Consider the following 20,215-nt stretch of genomic DNA (forward strand, 5'->3'; position numbering starts at 1 on the left):
CGGGCGTTCCCTAGACCGGCAGCCGTTAAGGGCGCGTGAAATCAGATGACGAAGTTGGCCAGCGTCTCATTGTCGGTGATGTCGTCATAGACGAAGCCGCCCTCTTCCATGTCGCGGAACAGGCGGTCGAAATTGGCCGGGTCCTTCGTCTCGATGCCGATGAGGACCGAGCCGAAATTCCGCGCCGATTTCTTCAGGTATTCGAAGCGCGCGATGTCGTCGTCTGGTCCGAGCATGCCGAGGAAGTCCTTCAGCGCGCCAGGGCGCTGGGGCATCCGCAAGATCATGTATTTCTTGAGGCCCTGGTACTTCTGCGCGCGCTCCTTGACCTCCGGCAGGCGCTCGAAGTCGAAATTCCCGCCCGAGGTGATGCAGACCACCGTCTTTCCGCTGATATCCTCGGCGAGCTCGGGAAGCACGTCGATCGCAAGCGCGCCGGCAGGCTCGAGCACGATCCCCTCGATGTTGAGCATTTCCATGATCGTCCCGCAGATGCGATTCTCCGGCGCGAGCAGCACGTCACGCGGCGCAGTCTCCGACAGTGCCTCGAAAGTGCGGGCGCCGATCCGGGCCACTGCCGCGCCATCGACGAAGGTATCGACGGCATTGAGCGTCACCGGCTCACCGGCCTTCACCGCCGCCGTGAGGCTCGCCCCACCCTGGGGCTCCACGAAGACGAGCCGCGTGGCCGCACCCGTGGCATCCATGTATTTCTGCGCCCCCGACGACAGCCCCCCGCCGCCCACCGGCAGCACCATGATGTCGGGCGCCTGGCCCAGCTGATCGAGGATCTCCATCGTCACCGTCGCCTGCCCCTCGATCACGTCCGGGTCGTCGAAGGGTGACAGGAAGTGCCCGCCTTCCTCCGCGCAATAGGCCTGCGCCGCGCGAAGACAGTCATCGAAGTAGTCGCCGACGAGCTTAACCTCCACGAAGGCACCGCCGAACATGCGTGTCTTGTCGATCTTCTGCTGTGGCGTAGTGACGGGCATGAAGATCACGCCCTTCTTTTCCAGCGATTGGCAATTGTAGGCCACGCCCTGCGCGTGATTGCCCGCCGATGCACAGACGAAGAGCCCCTGCTCCGGGTTTGCCGCCAGCGCCTTCGTCATCGCGTTGAACGCGCCGCGGAGCTTGTAGCTCCGAACCGGGCTCAGATCCTCGCGCTTAAGATAAATGTCGGCGCCGAACTTCGTGCTCAGATGCTCGTTCTTCTGCAGCGGCGTCGGCTCGAACAGAGCGCGCATCTCGCCAGCCGCCCGGCGCACGGTATCGGGAAAATCGGTCATGGAGCGCTCAGTGCCCGAGCGCTCCACCGCCTGCAAGGGATCAGGTAAGCTCACGGCCTTCGACGGCGACGCCGTAAACAGTGGTCAGGGCGCTGAAGCCAAGGATGGTCACGAACCAGCTCCCCGCGATGGAGATGAGAAACCCGAGGATCGGAATGAGGCCGAGGAACGCCACGACGATCTGGATGCCGATGACGACGGCCACGTAGCAGAGCCCGAACCAGAAGATCGTCCCGGAATGCGACTGCGTCTCGCGCCACGCCTCGCCGATGCCCATCTCCTTGGCCACCGCCGCTGCAGGCAGGACCGAGGACAGGCGGAAGGAAATCCAGAGAAACACCGGCACCAGCACCAGCAATGCCGCGGCGCCCAGGATGACGCCCGCGCCCTCGCCCGCACCGGAGGCCACCATGCCCACGATAAAGATCGGTAGTAGCGCGATCAGGAAGTAGACGAAGGAAAGCAGGATAAGCTTGCCCACGTAGCTGCGGATCTCTTCCCCGCGAAAGGGCGGCATCCAGCTCTGCGGGTATTCCTCCAAGAGCACGAAGCGATGCCAGGAAATCGCCACCCACGACATGAAGACAATGGCGATGCCAAAGACGACAAGACCGAGCAGGACCGCACCGAAACCAACCCCCGCTCCGGGAGAAGCAGCCTGCGCGGAGGGGTCGAACATCCCAGCCCCGCCGATCGCCAAAAAGCCGCCGCCGCCCACCACGATGATCGCGAGATACATCAAGAGAAGCGGGACGACGCTCACACGCGCGGCGTTGCCCAGGTTGGCCCAAAGCATGCGCAAGGCATGGGACATCATCGAAACAGCCATCGCAGGCCTCCGTCATTCAAATCGTTCGGGATGCGAACCCGCGCGCAGCCTAGCCCGCTTGTGACCCTCGCGAAAACGGGCTAACGCGCCGCAGCAATCAATTCCCAGGGGTGTTTCATGTCTGCACCAAAGCTCACGCCGAAGAAGGTCGTTCTCGCCTATTCCGGGGGGCTCGACACGTCGATCATCCTGAAATGGCTGCAGACGGAATATGGCTGCGAGGTCGTCACCTTCACCGCCGATCTCGGCCAGGGGGAGGAGCTCGAGCCCGCCCGCGCCAAGGCGGAGATGATGGGCGCGAGCGCTGTCTACATCGAGGACCTGCGCGAGGAATTCGTGCGCGATTTCGTCTTCCCGATGTTCCGCGCCAATGCGCTCTACGAAGGGCTCTACCTGCTCGGCACCTCCATCGCGCGCCCGCTGATCTCCAAGCGGCTCGTCGAGATCGCCGCCGCCGAGGGCGCCGATGCGGTGGCCCACGGTGCGACCGGAAAGGGCAATGACCAGGTCCGCTTTGAGCTCGCCGCTTATGCTTTGAACCCTGACATCAAGGTCATCGCGCCCTGGCGGGAATGGGACCTGACCTCCCGGACGAAGCTCATCGACTTCGCCGAAAAGAACCAGATCCCCATCGCCAAGGACAAGCGGGGCGAGGCGCCATTTTCGGTGGATGCGAACCTCCTGCACACCTCCTCCGAGGGCAAGGTGCTCGAAAACCCCGCCGACGAGGCGCCGGACTACGTGCTCCAGCGGATCACCCGGCCCGAAGACGCGCCCGACGCGCCCGAGACGGTGGAGATCACCTTCGAACGGGGCGATGCCGTGGCGGTCAATGGCGAGGCCATGTCGCCTGCATCGACCCTAACACGCCTGAATGCGCTCGGTGCCAAGCACGGCATCGGCATCCTCGACCTCGTCGAGAACCGCTTCGTCGGCATGAAGAGCCGCGGCATCTACGAGACGCCCGGCGGCACGATCCTGCTCGAGGCCCATCGCGGGATAGAGCAGATCACGCTCGACTCCGGCGCGGGTCACCTGAAGGACTCGATCATGCCGCGCTACGCGGAGCTCATCTATAACGGCTTCTGGTTCAGCCCGGAGCGGGAGATGCTGCAGGCCCTCATCGACAAGAGCCAGGAGCATGTTTCGGGCACTGTCCGGCTCAAGCTCTACAAGGGCCAGGCCTCCGTCGTCGCCCGCTGGTCCGATCATTCGCTCTATTCAGAGGCGCACGTGACCTTCGAGGAGGATGCCGGCGCCTATAACCAGGAAGACGCCAAGGGCTTCATCCAGCTCAACGCGCTGCGCCTCAAGCTCCTCGCCGCCCGGGATCGTCGGCTGAAAAAGTAGGCTCCGGCCTCTCTTCCGCAAACGAGCGTTTTGCCCTGTTTTGTACAAGGCGAAACGCGCGCTTTCACGTTTTGTACGTTTTTCAGGGCCGGAGCGCGCGGGCCTTCATGGCGTCGTAAAGCGCTGTCGCCTCCCCCACCACCGTGGCATAGGCGTCGGGCACGTCGGGCACCGGACCCTCCGCCGCGTCGAAGCCGGTGGAGCGGTGGACAGCGTCATACCAATGGGGCGCCCAGGCGCCGTCAAAGGTCTTCGGACCGGCGGGCCAGCTGAGCATGGCGTTGTGGAAGGGGAGTGACAGCGCATCGCAAAGCGCGCCCAGCGCTGCGCGGGGATGGGCGCGGATGTCGGCGCTGTCGATGATGACCGGAGCGGGCAACAAGGCCACGACGCGCGCCAGCGTCGTGAAGCCCAGGTCGTCCGCCGTGGGCGCTTCGCGCTTCCGCAGGTAGCTTGCCAAGACGCGCGCGGGGTGGCGGAGCAGCACGACATGCCGCGCCTCCTCCAGCCAGTCCATCGGGAAGCCCGGCAGCATGTGATGCGGCATGTGCTTTTCGTATTGATGCGGGGTGTCGAAGTCCCGTAGCCCCGCCATCACGCGGGACGGGTCGCATTCCATAGACGCCATCGTCTCTGCCGCCATGGGGTGGTCGATGCCGCTATGTTTCAGGAACGCGCCGTAGAACGGTTCATCCACAGCGTTCATGTCCGCGCGGTTGCCGAACGAATACATCATCGCCGTCGACAGGTTGCGCGGGCCCGACCAGACCGCGACCCTCATGCGGCGACGAGCGCCTTGTAGAGATCGCGGAGCCGCTGCGTCACCGGCCCCATCTCACCGCTCCCGATCTTGCGGCCATCGATTTCGGACACTGGGGTCTGCGCGCCAAACGTGCCGGTGAGGAATGCCTCATCGGCGGAATAGGTATCGACGAGGGAGAAGTTGCGCTCGAAACACGGAATGCCGTTCGCGTGGCAAAGGTCGATGACCTTCTGCCGGGTGATCCCGTTCATGCAGTAATCCCCGGTTGAGGTCCAAACCTCCCCGGATTTGACGATGAAGAAGTTGCAGGCATTCGTGGTGTTCACGAAGCCATGGACATCGAGCATGAGCGCCTCGTCGGCCCCCGCCTTCTCCGCGGCGATGCAGGCGAGGATGCAGTTGAGCTTCGAGTGCGAGTTGAGCTTGGGATCCTGCGTCATGGGCAGCCCGCGCATATGCGGCACGGTGGCAAGCCGGATAGGGCGCGGGATCTTGGGGCGCGAATGCTCCATGATGATGACCATGGTGGGGCCCGAGACGCTGAGCGCCGGATGCTGGAAGGGCCGCATCTTCACGCCCCGCGTCACCATGAGCCGTGCATGGGCATCGCTGTGCATGTCGTTGGCGTCCCGCGTGGCCTCCAGCGCCTTTAACATTCCCGCCCGGTCGAGCGGCAGCGCGAGATCGATCGCCTTCGCCGCTTCTTCGAGCCGCGCCAGATGCTCGTCCACGAAGGCCCAGCGCCCGTCATAGAGCCGGAGCCCTTCCCAGACGCCGTCGCCCAGCATGAAGCCACTGTCATAGACGCTGATTTTCGCATCCTGCCGGGGGAGAAGCGCGCCATCGACATAGATCAGGATCGCCTCGTTTCGGGCGTCATCCTCGGCTTGATGGGTCGTCACGGGCTCCATGGGGTGGAGCATTTGCCAAGAGGATCAATCTTTTCAAGCAGTAACTAGGGCGTGACCTCCCGCGCCCGTGAATTGGCTTTGAACGTGCATGTCGTCACACACCTCTCCAACGACAGGAGACACGACATGCTGAACCCGATCCACCAGCCCCGCCCGTTCCTCACGGCCATGGCCATTGCCGCGGCCATCGTTGTCCAGTGCACCGGCAAGGCCGAGGCGCGCGACATCCAGACCGTGACCGTGGCAGGCGGCTGCTTCTGGTGCGTGGAAAGCGATTTCGAAAGCGTGCGCGGCGTAAGCGAGGCCGTGAGCGGTTTCACCGGCGGGACCGTCGCCAACCCGACCTACAAGCAGGTCTCAGCCGGCGGCACCGGGCACTATGAAGCGGTGGAAATCACGTACGACGCGGATGTCGTCTCGCTCGAGAACCTGCTCAGCGCCTTCATGCGCTCCGTCGATCCCACCGATGCAGGCGGGCAGTTCTGCGACCGTGGGCCGAGCTACCGCACCGCACTCTTCTACAGCTCCGCCGCCGAGAAGGCGGCCATGGAAGCCGCGGTGGCGGATGCCGAGGCCGCGCTCGGGCGCAACGTCGTCACCCCCGTCCTGCCGCTCGGCGCCTTCTACGCGGCCGATGAATACCATCAGGATTACTACCTCGATCAGGACATCATCCTCACGCGCTTCGGCCCCCGTTCGAAGGCGGAGGCCTACAAGCGCTACCGCGCGGCATGCGGCCGGGATGATGGCGTGCGGGCGCTCTGGGGCTCCGCGGCCCCCTTCGCGAGCTGATCGACCCTACGGCGCCGCGTGTTCCGCGCGGAAAGCCTCCACCTCAGCGCGGCTCGGGATGGCATCAGCCGTCCCGGGCCGTGTGACCTTCAAGGCCGCCGCCGCGCTCGCCAAGGTGAGGGCTGATTGCGTGTCGAGATCGGCATCGAGCGCAGCCACGAAATATCCAAGGAACGTATCGCCCGCGCCCGTCGTATCGCGCGCGGTGACCTTGAGCGCATCGGCATGGATAACCTCGCGCCCGGCGATGTAATCCGCACCCTCCGCGCCGCGCGTGACCACGACGCCCTGCACCGGAAGCTCTGCCAAGGCCGTGCCGAACGCCTCCTCCAATTGCCGGGCTTCGAGATCGTTGACCACGATCACATCGGTGAACTCGAGCACCGAGCGCACGGCCTCGGCATCGAAAGGCGCGGCGGAGTAGATGACCTGCATCCCAGCCCGTTGCGCCAGCCGCGCGGCTTCCACCTGCATGGAGGCTTCGTTCTGCAGAATGAGCCGGTCTCCCGCCTCTGCTTTCTTGAAGGCATCGCTGACCATCGCCTTTGTGATGGCCCGGTTCGCGCCCGGATAGATGACGATCGCGTTTTCCCCGTCCGAGGCGACATTGATGATCGCGTGGGCTGTGGGGACATCGACGGTGCTGATGTGGCGGGTGTCCACGCCGAGGCTCTGCATACGCGCGATGGCCCATGCACCATCCTCGCCAACGGCCCCAATATGCACGACCTCAGCCCCGGCGCGCGCCGCGGCCACGCTCTGGTTCGCGCCCTTCCCGCCGAGGCCCACGCGATGGTTGGAACCCTCCAGCGTCTCCCCCGGCGCTGGGATGTGCGGCACGTCGTAGAAGTGGTCCGCGTTGATCGAACCCACGCAAAATACAGTCACGTTTTCACCGGATGTTGCAGGCCGCGATGATGGCCATGGTCAGGATATCATTTGCCGTTGAGACAGTGGAGCAAAGCTGCACCGGTTTGTCGATGCCCGTGAGGATGGGCCCGATGACCGTGGCACCGGCCATCTCCTGCAGCAGCTTTACCGAGATCGAGGCCGAATGCCTCGCGGGCACGACGAGCACATTGGCCGGCCCCGTGAGGCGGCTGAACGGGTACTGCGCCTGCGCTTGCGCGTTGAGCGCCACATCCACCGTCATCTCGCCCTCGAATTCGAAATCGACGCCGCGTGCTTCGAGAACCGCAGGCGCGCGGTGCATCTTCTCGGCGCGCTCGGAGACGGGATAGCCGAAGGTCGAGAAGCTCACGAACGCCACGCGCGGCTCGAGCCCCAGCGCCCGGGCGACGCTCGCGCCCCGCTCCGCGATGTCGGCGAGATCGGTCTCATCCGGCCATTCATGCACGAGGGTGTCGGCCACCAGTACGATGCGACCGCGATTTAGGAGCGCGGTCACACCCACTGCGCCATCATGGGGCCCGGCATCGAAGACGTGATTTATGAGCTCGAGGATGTGCGCACTCTTCCGCGTTGCGCCCGTCACGACCCCGTCCGCATGGCCATGGGCGAGCATGAGCGATGCAAAGACATGCCTGTCACGTGCGGCAAGCCGGTGAATATCCGCGCGATCATGCCCTTTGCGCTGAAGCCGCTGGTAGAGAAAATCCTTGTAGGCATCGAGGTGTTCGGTGTTGGCGGCATTCATGATTTCGATCTCGCCCAGCGCATCACCGAGACCGAGCGCTTCGAGATCGGCCTTCGCCTCGGCTTCTCGCGCGATCACCACGGCTTGCCCCAGACCCTGCCGCTGGTAGGCCACGGCCGCGCGGAGCACGCGGGGATCGTCACCCTCGGCAAAGATCATCCGGGCCTGCGCGGCCTGCGCCCTGTCATTGATGCCGGAGAGGATCGACGCCGTCGGATCCATGCGCGCGCGCAGTGTCTTCTCGTAGGCTGCCATGTCGACGATGGGGCGACGCGCCACGGCCGTATCCATGCCTGCCTTCGCGACGGCCGGCGGGATCCTGTGGATCAGACGGGGATCGAAAGGCGTGGGGATGATGTAGTCGCGCCCGAAGGACAACTCGCGCCCATAGGCCATGCCCACCTCATCGGGCACATCCTCGCGCGCGAGCTTGGCGAGCGCGCGGGCGCAGGCGATCTTCATTTCGTCATTGATCGCGCGGGCGTGGATATCGAGCGCGCCGCGGAAGAGGTAGGGAAAGCCCAGGACGTTGTTCACCTGGTTTGGGTAGTCGCTGCGCCCAGTGGCGACGATGGCATCCGAGCGGATGGCCTGCGCCTCTTCCGGGGTGATCTCCGGATCCGGGTTCGCCATGGCGAAGATGACGGGATCCTGCGCCATGCTTTCCACCATCGCGGGCGTCACCGCGCCTTTCACCGAGACCCCGATGAAGACGTCGGCCCCCACCATCGCCTCCTCGAGCGTGCGCAGATCGGTCTTCACGGCATGGCCGGATTTCCACTGGTTCATGCCCTCGGTGCGCCCCTGGTAGATGACACCTTTGGTATCGCAGCAGATGCAATTCTCCGGGCGCGCCCCCATGGATTTCAACAATTCGATACAGGCGATCCCTGCCGCGCCAGCACCGTTGAGCACGATGGTCACATCTTCGATCTTCTTCCCCGAGAGATGGAGTGCGTTGATGAGGCCCGCCGCGCAGATCACCGCTGTCCCATGTTGGTCATCGTGGAAGACCGGGATATCCATCTGCTCTTTGAGCGTCTGCTCGATGATGAAGCATTCAGGCGCCTTGATATCCTCGAGGTTGATCCCGCCGAAAGAAGGCCCGAGCAGGCGCACGGCATTGACGAAGGCATCGACATCCTCGGTATCGAGCTCGAGATCGATGGAGTTCACGTCCGCGAACCGCTTGAAGAGAACGGACTTGCCCTCCATCACGGGCTTTGATCCCAGCGCCCCGAGATTGCCGAGCCCAAGGACCGCGGTCCCGTTGGAGATCACGGCCACGAGGTTGCCCTTGTTGGTATAGTCGTATGCCGTCTCGGGGTTCTCGGCGATGGCGAGGCACGGATGCGCCACACCCGGCGAATAGGCCAAGGACAGATCGCGCTGGGTCGCCATGGGGACGGTGGCCTGCACTTCGAACTTTCCCGGCGCGGGCTCCATGTGAAATGCCAGCGCGTCCTCTGCCGTGACCTTCGTCTTGGCCATGCAATCCTCCCGTTTTTTGCCATGAGTACCGGGCGTTTCGAGGGCAGACAACAAGCGGGGTCTTTTAGCCCCCGCGCGGCAGGGCTACGGTGCGCGAAAGGGGCAAGGCATGGGCAGCAACACCGCCGCGACGCCGATGATGGCGCAGTATCTGGAGATCAAGGAAGCGTATCCAGACGCGCTCCTTTTCTATCGGATGGGCGATTTCTACGAGCTGTTTTTCGATGATGCCGTGGCGGCGGCGGCGGCGCTCGACATCTCGCTCACGAAGCGCGGCAAGCACCTCGGCGAAGAGATACCGATGTGCGGTGTCCCCGTGCACGCGGCAGAAGGATATTTGCACACGCTGATCCGGAAGGGCTTCCGAGTGGCCGTGGGAGAACAGCTTGAAAGCCCCGAGGAGGCCAAGAAGCGCGGCTCGAAATCCGTCGTGAAGCGGGGCGTGGTCCGGCTCGTCACGCCCGGCACGCTGACCGAGGAGAGCCTCCTTGAGGCGCGGAGCAACAATTTCCTCGCCGCCTTCGCCATGGTGCGCGATGACGGCGCCCTCGCATGGGTCGACATCTCCACGGGGGCGCTCCGGGTCAGCCCCTGCCCCCGGGTGAAGCTCGGACCCATGCTAGCGCGCACAGGTCCCTCGGAGGTGCTCTTGAGCGAGGCGGCGTTTGCCGAGCTTTCGCCCATCGTGCAAGAGATGAACGCCACCGCGACCGAGATGGTGCGCGGCGCCTTCGACAGCGACCAGGCGGATGCGCTGTGCCACCGAATATTCGGCGTGGCCTCGCTCGATGTCTTTGCCAGCTTCACCCGCGCCGAGAAGGGCGCGCTCGGGGCGCTGCTCAACTATCTTGAGCTCACGCAGAAAGGTAAGCTGCCCACCTTGCGCGCGCCGATCCGTGAGCTTGAGACCCAAAGCGTGGAAATCGATGCCGCCACCCGGGCGAGCCTCGAGCTGACACGCTCCATGACCGGCGGGCGCGCGGGGTCGCTTCTGGCCACGATTGACCGGACGCTCACGGCCCCCGGGGCGCGCATGCTCATGCAGCGCGTCACCTCGCCGTCGCGAGACCTCGAGCTGATCAGAACGCGGCTCGACGAGACAGAAGCGCTTATGGACGACGCGATGCTCCGCGAGGATCTCCGCGCCGCCCTGCGAAACGTTCCCGACCTCGATCGCGCGCTCTCCCGGCTCGCGCTGGAGCGCGGTGGGCCGCGGGATCTTTCCATGGTGGCGCGGGGGATCGGCGCAGCAGAGCGTGCGGCCGCGCTCCTCGCGGAAAAGGCCGACATCCTCTCCGTCCATGCAGCGCCGCTGACGGCCCTCGGTGCGTTGAGCACGATGCTCGAGGATGCGCTCGTCGCCGAGCCACCGCTTCTTGCGCGCGAGGGCGGGTTTGTCGCCACGGGCCACGACGCGGCGCTCGATGAGCTACGCGTCCTGCGGGACGAAGGGCGCGGTTTCATCGCTTCGCTGCAGGCAAAATACGCGGAGCTGACGGGCGTCGGGTCCCTGAAGGTGAAGTACAACAACGTTCTGGGATACTTCATCGAGACGACGGCGACCCACGCCGAGAAGATGCTCGGTGCTCCGCTCACCGAGACCTTCATTCACAGACAGACAACCGCCAACGCCGTCCGCTTCACGACGGTGGAGCTGTCGGAGCTCGAAACGAAGATCCTGAATGCGGGACAGGACGCGATCACGATCGAGCTGCGCATCTTCGGCATGCTACGAGAAGCCGTCTGCGCGGAAGCCGAAAAGCTCACCGCGCTGTCAGATGCCCTCGCGGCGCTCGATATCGCAGCGGCTCAGGCCGACCTGGCCCAGCGCCTGAACTGGGCACGGCCCGAACTCACAGCTGGCCAGGACTTTCACATCGAAGCCGGGCGGCACCCCGTTGTGGAGGCCGCGCTCGACGCGCAGGCACAAAGCTTCGTCGCGAACGATTGCGATCTGAGCGATGCGCATGTGTGGCTCCTCACCGGGCCGAATATGGCAGGTAAATCGACATTTCTCAGACAAAATGCGCTAATTGCGCTTCTCGCGCAGATAGGCAGCTACGTCCCTGCCGCGCGGGCCCGCATCGGCATCGTGAGCCAGATTTTCAGCCGTGTCGGAGCCTCAGACGACCTGGCGCGCGGTCGCTCGACTTTCATGGTCGAGATGGTGGAAACAGCGGCGATCCTGAATCAGGCCGATGAACGCGCGCTCGTCATCCTTGACGAGATCGGACGCGGGACGAGCACGTATGACGGTCTCTCCATTGCATGGGCCGCGCTCGAGCATCTGCACGATGTGAACGGATGCCGCGCGCTCTTCGCGACGCATTACCACGAGATGACCGCCCTCTCCGGCAAGCTGGACCGCGTGGAGAACGCGACCGTAACCGTGAAGGAGCACGGAGGGGATGTCGTCTTCCTCCATGAGGTGCGGAAGGGTACGGCGGATCGCAGTTATGGCGTGCAGGTCGCGAAGCTTGCGGGACTGCCGCCGAGCGTCATCGACCGGGCGCGGGTGGTCCTCGAGGCCCTCGAGAAGGGAGAACGCGAAGGCGGTGGCACGCGTGCAGCTCTCATCGACGACCTGCCCCTTTTCGCGGCCTCGGCCGCGCCACCCCCGGCGCACTTGCAAGGGTCAGAGGTTGAGGCACGTCTGTCTGATATTCACCCGGACGACCTGTCCGCAAAGGCTGCGCTCGATCTTCTCTATGAGCTCAAGTCTCTCATGAAGTGAACCCGCCCCGGGTCAGGCCCGGGGCAATAGCGACTTAGCTCGCAACCATGGACGACACGCCGACCTGCGCCGGGCGCAGCAGGCGGTCGTAGAGCATGAAGCCTTCGGCGGCGACCTGGATGATATCGCCAGCCTTCGTTCCAGGCACAGGTGCCTCGAACATCGCCTGATGATGCTGCGGATCGAACTTGTCGCCGACCTCCGGGGAGATCGGCTCGATGCCATGCTTCTTGAAGGTGTTCACCAGCTCGCGCATCGTCAGCTCCACGCCTTCGAGCAGCGCCTTGTTGGCATCGCCCTCGGCTTCGGCCGCAGCGGTGAGCGCGCGCTTCATGTTGTCGTAGACCGGCAGCAAATCACGGGCGAGCTTCGAGCCGCCGTAATTCTCTGCCTCGCGCCGGTCGCGGTCTGACCGCTTCCGCGCGTTCTCGGCATCCGCGAGCGCGCGCATGAATTTGTCATGGAGCGAGTCGCGCTCTGCCTTCAGCGCCTCGAGCTCGTCGGCCTCACCTACCGCTTCCTCAGCGGCGGCTTCGACGATGTCTTCCTCGATCTCGCCGGTGGCCTCGTCGATGTCGTCAAGAAAATCGTCCAGGCTGTCTTTCTTGGCCATGTCTTTCCCTCACCCGCGGTTCGCGAGCGCACGGCCCACGAGATCCGCTGTGTAATTCACAATGGGCACGATGCGCCCGTAGTTGAGACGCGTGGGCCCGATGACGCCCACGGCGCCAATCACCTTACGATCCGCGTTCATATAAGGAGAGACCACCAAAGAGGAACCCGAAAGTGAAAAGAGTTTGTTCTCCGAGCCGATGAAAATCCGCACACCCTGCCCCTCTTCCGCGAGGTCGAGGAACTGCGCGATATCGCGCTTTCGCTCCAGATCGTCGAAGAGCGTCTTGATCCGGGCGAGATCGGTTTCGTCACCGTCGGTGAGGAGGTTGGATCGCCCGCGCACCATGAGCCGCTCGTGCCGCGAGCCTTCGTTTTCCCAAACGGCGACCCCCTTTTCCACGAGGGAGTGAGCGAGCGTGTCGATCTCCTGCCGACGGGCCGCCATTTCTGTGGTGACGACGCTTTGAAGATCGCTGAGCGTGCGTCCCTGGGCCACGGCATTCAGGAAGTTGGCGGCTTCGCGCATGGAGCTCGGCGTCTGCCCGGGCGGTGGTGTGAAGACGCGATTCTCCACCTCGCCGTCCGAAAAGACGAGGACGACGAGCGCGCGGTCCGGCGCGAGCGAGACGAACTCTATATGCTTGATAGGCGCTTCCTGCTTGGGCGCGAGCACGAGACTTGCGCCCTGCGTCATGCCGGAGAGAGCGCCGCCGATCCGCTCGAGAATGGCGGGCACGTCGCCCGTTTCACCGAGAGTCGCGTCGAGCTGTGTGCGATCATCGACACCGAGCTGACCCACCTCGAGAATCCCGTCGACGAAAAGACGCAGCCCGAGCTCCGTTGGGATGCGCCCCGCGGATACGTGAGGCGCGTGCAAGAGGCCCATGAACTCGAGGTCCTGCATGACATTACGGATGGTGGCCGCGCTGACCTTCTCTGAAAGGAACCGCGTGAGCGTGCGCGAGCCCATCGGCTCGCCCGTGCTCAGGTAGCCTTCCACCACGCGGCGAAAGACCTCCCGTGTGCGGTCGTTCATGTCAGAGAAAAGAGCGTCGCGGTCCTGCATGGTGGGCCTGTTTGAGCGGCGCGGTGCGAAAGGCTCGGAGGGTTGCGTTTCCGCGATGCGCAAGATTTAGACGAGACTTAAGCGCGAGACGTTGAAAGGAAAAGATCATGAGACCATCGGGCCGGGCAACAAACGAGCTGCGCCCCGTGAGCTTCGAGATCGAGGCCACCAAGCATGCCGAGGGAAGCTGCCTGATCAAGATGGGCGACACGCATGTCCTCTGCACGGCGTCTCTCGAAGAACGCGTCCCGCCGTTTCTCAAGAATTCCGGTCTCGGATGGGTCACGGCGGAATACGGGATGTTGCCGCGCGCGACACACACGCGCATGCGGCGCGAGGCCAAGAACGGCCAAGGCGGGCGCACGCAGGAGATCCAGCGCTTGATCGGGCGATCCCTCCGCGCGGGCGTCGACCGCGTGGCGCTGGGCGAGCGTCAGATCACCGTGGATTGCGATGTCTTGCAGGCTGATGGCGGCACGCGGTGCGCCTCGATCACGGGCGCCTGGGTCGCGCTCCGCCTCGCCGTCAACAAGCTGATGAAAGCGGGAGATGTCACCAGCGACCCGCTCGTTGATCCGATCGCGGCGGTGAGCTGCGGGATCTATGCGGGCCAGCCTGTGCTCGACCTGGACTATGCGGAAGACAGCGAAGCCGGCGTTGACGGGAACTTCGTGCTCACGGGCTCCGGCAAGATGGTGGAGCTGCAAATGTCCGCAGAAGGGGCAACGTTTTCCCGCGCTCAGATGGATGAGCTTCTGGATCTCGCCTCTCAAGGCGTAAACGCTCTCGTCGCCGCACAGATGGCTGCGGTGGGCTAAGCATGGCGCGGATGCTGACCGAGCGAAAGATCGTGCTGGCGTCTCACAATGCGGGCAAATTGCGCGAGATCTCCGATCTGCTCGGGCCGTATGGCCTCGAGGTGGTGTCAGCCGGGGATCTGGGCCTGCCCGAGCCCGAGGAGACAGAGACGACCTTTGCGGGCAACGCGCGAATCAAGGCGCACGCCGCGGCGGGGGCATCAGGTCTACCGGCCTTGTCCGACGATAGCGGGCTCATGGTGGATGCACTCGACGGCGCGCCGGGCGTTTACACGGCGGATTGGGCCGAAACAGAGACCGGTCGCGACTTCGCCATGGCCATGGGTAAGGTCAAGGACGAGCTCGACAAGAAAGGGGCTGTGAAGCCCTGGACTGCCGCCTTCAACTGTACATTGTGCGTGGCTTGGCCCGACGGCGAAGACCGGATCTTTGAAGGCAGCGTTGCTGGCACCTTGACCTGGCCCCCGCGCGGAGACTACGGGTTCGGCTTCGACCCCATGTTCATCCCCACCGGCCATGAGCGCACATTTTCGGAGATGCCTTACGAAGAGAAGGCACCGATCAGCCATCGCGCCGTGGCCTTCGACCTCCTCGTTTCGGCATGCTTGACGCGTTAACACCGACCTTCGGGCTCTACATTCATTGGCCGTTCTGCGCGGCCAAGTGCCCTTACTGCGATTTCAACTCGCATATCTCGCGCAGCGTGGATCACAGCCGCTGGGCCCACGCCATGCGAGCGGAGATAGCTCGCTTGGGACGCGAAACGGAGGGGCGGGTCCTTCAGACGATCTTTTTTGGCGGCGGGACGCCGAGCCTCATGCCGCCGGAACTCGTGGCCTCGTTGATCGACACCGCCGCCGCCACCTGGCCCATGGCAAACGATGTCGAAATCACTCTGGAAGCCAATCCGACTTCGATAGACAGCCGCAATTTCAGCGGGTTTCGCACCGCGGGCGTGAACCGCGTTTCGCTCGGGGTGCAAGCGCTTGATGACGAGGATCTCAAGAATCTCGGACGCTGGCACAGTGCAGTTGATGCTCTTCAAGCACTTGATATATCACAGAAAAACTTCGACCGCGTCAGTATCGACCTGATATACGCCCGGCAAGGACAGAGTCCCAAAGCCTGGGAAAGCGAACTCAGACGCGCGATCGCGCTCGGAACGAGCCACCTGTCGCTCTATCAGCTCACGATCGAACCAGGCACCGTCTTTGCCAAGCAATTCTCTCGGGGAAAGCTACCCGGCCTCCCGGACGAGGACCGCGCAATGGATCTCTGGGACGTGACGCAGTCCCTCTGCGAGGCGGCGGGCCTTCCAGCATACGAAACATCCAACCACGCACGCCCCGGCGAAGAAGCGAGGCACAACCTGATCTACTGGTCAGGCGGCGATTGGACAGCGCTGGGGCCCGGCGCCCATGGACGGCTTACCATTGATGGGCTCCGCTACGCGTTTGAGACCGAGCGAATGCCCCATTTGTGGTTGGACAGGGTCGAAACGTCGGGGAATGGTGAGCTTGGGCGCGAGGCCCTCAGCACAGATGAGATCATCGATGAACGCGTACTCATGGGGCTTCGCATGCGAGACGGTATCTCGCTCGAAGCTCTTTCGGATCTGGGCTGGGCGCCGCCCTCGACAGCGATGACGGAGCTGGAGGACCTTGGCTATGTCCAAGCTGACCAAAGGCTGAAGGTCACGCCGGCTGGTCGACCCCTTCTCAATGCCATCATCGAGAAGCTGATGACCTAGCCTCCCAGAAGGCGACATAGGTCGTCGAGTTGGTCGAGGTCCTTGTACCGAATGCTGAGCGTGCCGCCGTCATTGCCAGGCGCATGATCGAGGCTTACCCGCATACCAAGCGTCGCTGAAAGGTCTCCTTCGAGAGCCTTCGTATCTGCATCCTTTTCGAACTTGCCTCGAGCCGTCGCCGCCGCTTTCTTCGGTTTCTTCACGAGCTTTTCGGCCTCTCGCACGGACAGGCCTTTCCGCACGATCTCAGCCGCCAGAGCTGACGCATTGCTGGACGTAATAATCGCCCTTGCATGGCCTGCGGAGAGCTTTCCAGCGGACAGCATGGCCTGAACATCCTCTGGAAGGCTCAATAGTCTCAATGCGTTAGCGATATATGACCGGCTTTTTCCCAGGGCGCTGGCCATTTGCTCCTGTGTGCGGTCAAACCGATCCATGAGCTGCTGGAAGCCTTGCGCCTCTTCCATGGCGTTGAGATCAGCGCGCTGGATATTCTCGATGATCGCGACCTCAAGCACTTCCGTGTCGCTGAAGCTGCGGATGACGATTGGCACGGCGTGAAGCTTTGCGCGCTGCGCGGCGCGCCAACGGCGTTCACCGGCTACAATCTCGAATGCTCCCTCAATGCTCGGATGCGGACGCACCACCAAAGGTTGGATAATGCCCTTCTCGGAGATCGAGGCTGTCAGCTCTTCGAGATCGGCTTCAGCAAAGACACGCCGCGGTTGGTCAGGATTGGGATGGACGAGCTCGATGGGCGCCTCGGTGACCGCGTCCTGCTGAGCAGTTTTGGCTGACTCTTGCGCGGGCTCCACATCCGCCATGAGCGCTGAAAGGCCCCGGCCGAGCCCTCGCTTTCTATCCTGTGCCATGTGTCGCCTCTTTCTTCGCGCTCTTGGTGTGTCTTGAGAGCACCTCTCGCGCCAATGCGAGATAAGCCTCCGCTCCCTTGGACGTTGGATCGTATTGCAGCACCGGCATCGCGAAGGATGGAGCCTCGCTCAGCCGCACATTGCGTGGCACGATCGTATTGAAGACCAGATCTCCAAGGTTCTCACGCGCATCGGCCTCCACCTGTTGCGAGAGATTATTGCGCCGATCGAACATAGTGAGGACGACGCCCTCGATCCTCAGCCTGGGATTGGCGGTGGTACGGATTTCGCGGATCGTCAACATGAGCTGTGAGAGGCCTTCCAACGCGAAAAACTCGCTCTGGAGAGGGATGAGGACGCTGTCAGCCGCAACCATCGCGTTCACGGTCAAGAGATTCAGAGATGGCGGGCAATCAATGAGGATGTAGTCGTACCGCGACGTCGCCTGCAGGATTTGCAGGGCGTCGGCCAAGAGATGGGACCGTTTCTCGGTCGAAATGAGCTCGATATCAGCTGAGCTGAGATCGACCGTACTTGGAACGAGATCGAGGTTTTCCACCTCGCTTTTCCAAATGACCTCTTCGACGGGTATATCTTCCAGCAAGACATCATAGGCTGTCGCCGTCCGATCCTCCGGCAAGAGACCGAGACCCGTGGATGCATTTCCCTGCGGATCGAGATCGATGAGCAGTACGCGCCGGCCTTCCTGTGCCAAGGCGGCGCCGAGATTGATCGTCGTGGTCGTCTTTCCGACGCCGCCTTTCTGATTGGAAATAGCGACGACACGCGCACGAGGCGTGAGGAGTGGGTCAGAGGCGGACAAGGTGCTCGACTTCTAGAATTGTTGCGGTTTGATCTGTTTGGCTTCGATGGGCCGTGGAGGAAAAAGACCACGTCTGGCGCGCATCGACCAGTTCATTTTCCAGGTTTGCGCCCTTCATGAAAAGGCAACGCGCCTCTTTAGCCAGATGGCGCTCAGCATAGCCAAACAGCTTCGTGCACGGGGCGAGAGCACGCGCCATGCAAAGGTCCGCATTCTGGGCGGGGGCCTCTTCAATGCGGGAGGTTATGACCTCTGCATTCAATCCGTATGTTCTGATGGCCGTGCGGAGAAACTCTGATTTGCGTCGATCGCTCTCGATGAGGGTAAAGTAGCGCGATGCATGATCTTCGCGCGTGACGATTGCGAGCGGAATGGCGGGGAGGCCGCCGCCGCTGCCGAGGTCCACGATCGACGTCGACGATCCAAGAAAAGGGAGCAGTTGAACACTGTCCTCGATGTGGCGCGACCAAGCGGCATCTACCGTGTTTCGACTGATCAGGTTGATCGTGGCATTCCATTTCAGGAGGAGCGCTTCAAAGCCTTTGAGCGTGGCTTTTGTTTCACGTGAAACATCCACGTCAGCTGGCACGTCGGATATCGCTCTTCAGCCTGGCAAGAAGCAGAAGCGTCGCCGCGGGTGTCATCCCCTCAATCCGGCCTGCTTGCGCGAGTGTCTCCGGGCGAACGAAGCTCAGCTTTGCTCGCAACTCAGAGGACAGCCCGTCAACGGCCTCGAAGTCAAAGTCCGGCGGGAAGGCCCAGTTTGCATCTCGTTTCAGGACCTCGATATCGCGCTTTTGGCGTTCAATGTAGCTGTGATACAAGGCCTGCCGAGCGAGTTGAGCTCGGGTGTCTGCGTCAACCGCTTCCAAATCGCTGGACAATGGAACGAGGTCCTCGAACGTCACACCCGGAAACGCCAGGAGCTCTATCCCGTCGCGTCTCTGGCCATCTTCCTTGACTTCAATTCCTAGCGCTCGCGCTTCTTTGGGCGTCACGGAGATTGCGGTGAGCATATGCTCCGCGGCATTCAAGGCACCCAGTTTCTCTGAGAACGCAGTCCATTGATCCTCACCGATGAGCGATATGTCACGACCAATCGGTGTAAGGCGTTGATCCGCATTATCTGCGCGTAAGGCCAGCCTGTACTCCGCCCGACTGGTGAACATACGATAGGGCTCCGTGACGCCCTTTGTCGTCAGATCATCGATCATCACGCCGATATATGCGTCGGAGCGGCCGAGGATGAGACCCTCGCGGTCTTGCGCACGGCACATCGCGTTCACGCCTGCGATCAGGCCCTGAGCCGCGGCCTCCTCATAGCCTGTCGTCCCATTAATCTGACCCGCGAGGAAAAGGCCGGGTATCTGCGGCAGTTCGAGGGTACTTCCGAGGCCGCGCGGATCGATGAAATCATATTCTATCGCGTAGCCAGGCTGCAGGATCTCCGCTTTCTCTAGCCCGAAGATGGACCGGACATAGGAGAGCTGAACATCGCTGGGCAGGGATGTTGAAATGCCGTTGGGATACACGGTGTGATCTTTCAGGCCTTCGGGCTCCAAGAAGACCTGATGCGCATCCTTGTCCGCGAAGCGCACGACCTTGTCCTCGATGGAGGGGCAGTATCTCGGCCCGGTGCCTTCGATATTCCCGCCATACATCGCAGAGCGCGCTAGATTTTCACGAATGATGTCGTGTGTTTGCGCATTCGTGTGTGTGATCCCGCAGGAAATCTGTGGCACGGCCACCTCCCGCGTGGAGAGCGAAAAGAAGGTGGGATCGTCGTCTCCGGGCTGTGTTTCAAGCTTTTCCCACGCGATGGTCCGACCATCCAAACGCGGGGGCGTGCCTGTCTTGAGGCGCCCGGTGCGCAAGCCTAAATCCCTCAGGCGACTGGCCAGTCGTGTGACGGAGGCTTCGCCCATGCGCCCCCCGCTCAGGTTTTCATGCCCAATATGGATGACGCCGCCGAGAAAGGTGCCTGTTGTCAGCACGACGGAACGACAGCTCACCTCTGATCCGTTTCCCAATACGACGCCCGAAACCGCGCCATCCGCTTGCAGCAAGTCCACCACTTCTGCCTCGATGATGGTGACATTCGGGTATGCGTTCAGGGCGGCCTGAATCGCGCCACGATACAGCGACCGATCGGACTGCGCTCGTGGGCCCTGCACAGCAGGCCCTTTTCGCCGGTTGAGCAGGCGAAACTGGATACCAGATGCATCCGCTGCTTTTCCCATGAGGCCGCCGAGCGCATCGATCTCTCGAACGATGTGTCCTTTGCCGAGCCCTCCAATCGCTGGGTTGCAGGACATCACGCCGATCTTGGAAGCGTCCAAGGTCACAAGCGCAACTGGCCCTCCCATGCGCGCGGCAGCCGCAGCGGCTTCGCTACCTGCGTGCCCTCCACCTACGACGACGACATCGAACTCCGATTGTTTCACGTGAAACACTC

18 protein-coding genes are annotated in these 20,215 nt (G+C 63.0%); 6 read left to right on the top strand and 12 right to left on the bottom strand.

Annotated elements, in window-relative coordinates; all coding sequences use genetic code 11:
* Window positions 1-41: 41 nt before the first annotated feature.
* The gene (gene ilvA, locus AAFM92_12075) at window positions 42-1,289 is read right to left on the bottom strand and encodes a threonine ammonia-lyase IlvA (GenBank protein ID MEL7301111.1); all 1,248 of its coding nucleotides are present in this window, start codon (window positions 1,287-1,289) and stop codon (window positions 42-44) included.
* Between the two features lie 40 nt (window positions 1,290-1,329).
* Entirely contained in the window at window positions 1,330-2,118 is a 789-nt protein-coding gene (locus AAFM92_12080) for a hypothetical protein (protein ID MEL7301112.1), read from the bottom strand.
* Between the two features lie 117 nt (window positions 2,119-2,235).
* On the opposite strand from AAFM92_12080, the gene AAFM92_12085 reads away from it, so the two are divergent.
* Complete coding sequence (locus tag AAFM92_12085) at window positions 2,236-3,468, top strand: argininosuccinate synthase (protein ID MEL7301113.1); 1,233 nt, start codon at window positions 2,236-2,238, stop codon at window positions 3,466-3,468.
* 82 nt (window positions 3,469-3,550) lie between these two features.
* Here AAFM92_12085 and AAFM92_12090 read toward each other — a convergent pair whose 3' ends face one another.
* On the bottom strand, window positions 3,551-4,249 hold the full coding sequence (locus tag AAFM92_12090) for an HAD family hydrolase (protein MEL7301114.1): 699 nt from the start codon (window positions 4,247-4,249) through the stop codon (window positions 3,551-3,553).
* Complete coding sequence (locus tag AAFM92_12095) at window positions 4,246-5,142, bottom strand: D-amino acid aminotransferase (GenBank protein ID MEL7301115.1); 897 nt, start codon at window positions 5,140-5,142, stop codon at window positions 4,246-4,248. Before AAFM92_12095 ends, AAFM92_12090 begins: the two co-directional genes overlap by 4 nt.
* A gap of 126 nt (window positions 5,143-5,268) precedes the next feature.
* Between AAFM92_12095 and msrA the strand changes: the two genes are divergently transcribed.
* Window positions 5,269-5,934 (top strand): peptide-methionine (S)-S-oxide reductase MsrA, encoded by a 666-nt coding sequence (gene msrA / locus AAFM92_12100; protein ID MEL7301116.1) that lies wholly within the window; start codon window positions 5,269-5,271, stop codon window positions 5,932-5,934.
* 6 nt (window positions 5,935-5,940) lie between these two features.
* On the opposite strand, the gene AAFM92_12105 is transcribed toward msrA, so the two are convergent.
* Together AAFM92_12105 and AAFM92_12110 are read right to left on the bottom strand one after the other, a co-directional pair.
* Window positions 5,941-6,822, bottom strand: a complete 882-nt coding sequence (locus AAFM92_12105; protein MEL7301117.1) for a ribokinase — start codon at window positions 6,820-6,822, stop codon at window positions 5,941-5,943.
* A 4-nt stretch (window positions 6,823-6,826) separates the two neighbouring features.
* Window positions 6,827-9,082, bottom strand: coding sequence for an NADP-dependent malic enzyme (locus tag AAFM92_12110; GenBank protein MEL7301118.1), 2,256 nt, complete (start codon window positions 9,080-9,082; stop codon window positions 6,827-6,829).
* Between the two features lie 109 nt (window positions 9,083-9,191).
* On the opposite strand from AAFM92_12110, the gene mutS reads away from it, so the two are divergent.
* Window positions 9,192-11,816, top strand: coding sequence for a DNA mismatch repair protein MutS (mutS, locus tag AAFM92_12115; protein MEL7301119.1), 2,625 nt, complete (start codon window positions 9,192-9,194; stop codon window positions 11,814-11,816).
* A gap of 34 nt (window positions 11,817-11,850) precedes the next feature.
* Here mutS and AAFM92_12120 read toward each other — a convergent pair whose 3' ends face one another.
* Window positions 11,851-12,429, bottom strand: coding sequence for a nucleotide exchange factor GrpE (locus AAFM92_12120; protein MEL7301120.1), 579 nt, complete (start codon window positions 12,427-12,429; stop codon window positions 11,851-11,853).
* Window positions 12,430-12,438: 9 nt separating this feature from the next.
* Window positions 12,439-13,467, bottom strand: coding sequence for a heat-inducible transcriptional repressor HrcA (gene hrcA, locus AAFM92_12125; GenBank protein ID MEL7301121.1), 1,029 nt, complete (start codon window positions 13,465-13,467; stop codon window positions 12,439-12,441).
* 137 nt (window positions 13,468-13,604) lie between these two features.
* Between hrcA and rph the strand changes: the two genes are divergently transcribed.
* The 3 genes from rph to hemW are packed head-to-tail and all read left to right on the top strand — an operon-like array spanning window position 13,605 to window position 16,065.
* The gene (rph, locus tag AAFM92_12130) at window positions 13,605-14,315 is read left to right on the top strand and encodes a ribonuclease PH (protein MEL7301122.1); all 711 of its coding nucleotides are present in this window, start codon (window positions 13,605-13,607) and stop codon (window positions 14,313-14,315) included.
* Between the two features lie 2 nt (window positions 14,316-14,317).
* Window positions 14,318-14,932, top strand: a complete 615-nt coding sequence (gene rdgB / locus AAFM92_12135) for an RdgB/HAM1 family non-canonical purine NTP pyrophosphatase (GenBank protein ID MEL7301123.1) — start codon at window positions 14,318-14,320, stop codon at window positions 14,930-14,932.
* Entirely contained in the window at window positions 14,917-16,065 is a 1,149-nt protein-coding gene (gene hemW, locus AAFM92_12140) for a radical SAM family heme chaperone HemW (protein MEL7301124.1), read from the top strand. The genes rdgB and hemW overlap by 16 nt, the downstream gene beginning before the upstream one ends.
* Here hemW and AAFM92_12145 read toward each other — a convergent pair.
* Genes AAFM92_12145 through mnmG form a run of 4 tightly spaced genes read right to left on the bottom strand, consistent with a single transcriptional unit; the run spans window position 16,062 to window position 20,213 of the window.
* Window positions 16,062-16,937 (bottom strand): ParB/RepB/Spo0J family partition protein, encoded by an 876-nt coding sequence (locus AAFM92_12145; protein MEL7301125.1) that lies wholly within the window; start codon window positions 16,935-16,937, stop codon window positions 16,062-16,064. The two genes, hemW and AAFM92_12145, sit on opposite strands and share 4 nt — an antisense overlap.
* The gene (locus AAFM92_12150; GenBank protein ID MEL7301126.1) at window positions 16,924-17,760 is read right to left on the bottom strand and encodes an AAA family ATPase; all 837 of its coding nucleotides are present in this window, start codon (window positions 17,758-17,760) and stop codon (window positions 16,924-16,926) included. Before AAFM92_12150 ends, AAFM92_12145 begins: the two co-directional genes overlap by 14 nt.
* Window positions 17,747-18,349: a 16S rRNA (guanine(527)-N(7))-methyltransferase RsmG gene (rsmG, locus tag AAFM92_12155; protein MEL7301127.1), complete on the bottom strand. Its 603-nt coding sequence runs from the start codon at window positions 18,347-18,349 to the stop codon at window positions 17,747-17,749. Before rsmG ends, AAFM92_12150 begins: the two co-directional genes overlap by 14 nt.
* Window positions 18,339-20,213: a tRNA uridine-5-carboxymethylaminomethyl(34) synthesis enzyme MnmG gene (mnmG, locus tag AAFM92_12160; protein MEL7301128.1), complete on the bottom strand. Its 1,875-nt coding sequence runs from the start codon at window positions 20,211-20,213 to the stop codon at window positions 18,339-18,341. Before mnmG ends, rsmG begins: the two co-directional genes overlap by 11 nt.
* Window positions 20,214-20,215: the final 2 nt, after the last annotated feature.

Source organism: Pseudomonadota bacterium, from assembly GCA_038533575.1.
Taxonomy (GTDB): domain Bacteria; phylum Pseudomonadota; class Alphaproteobacteria; order Rhodobacterales; family Rhodobacteraceae; genus Shimia_B.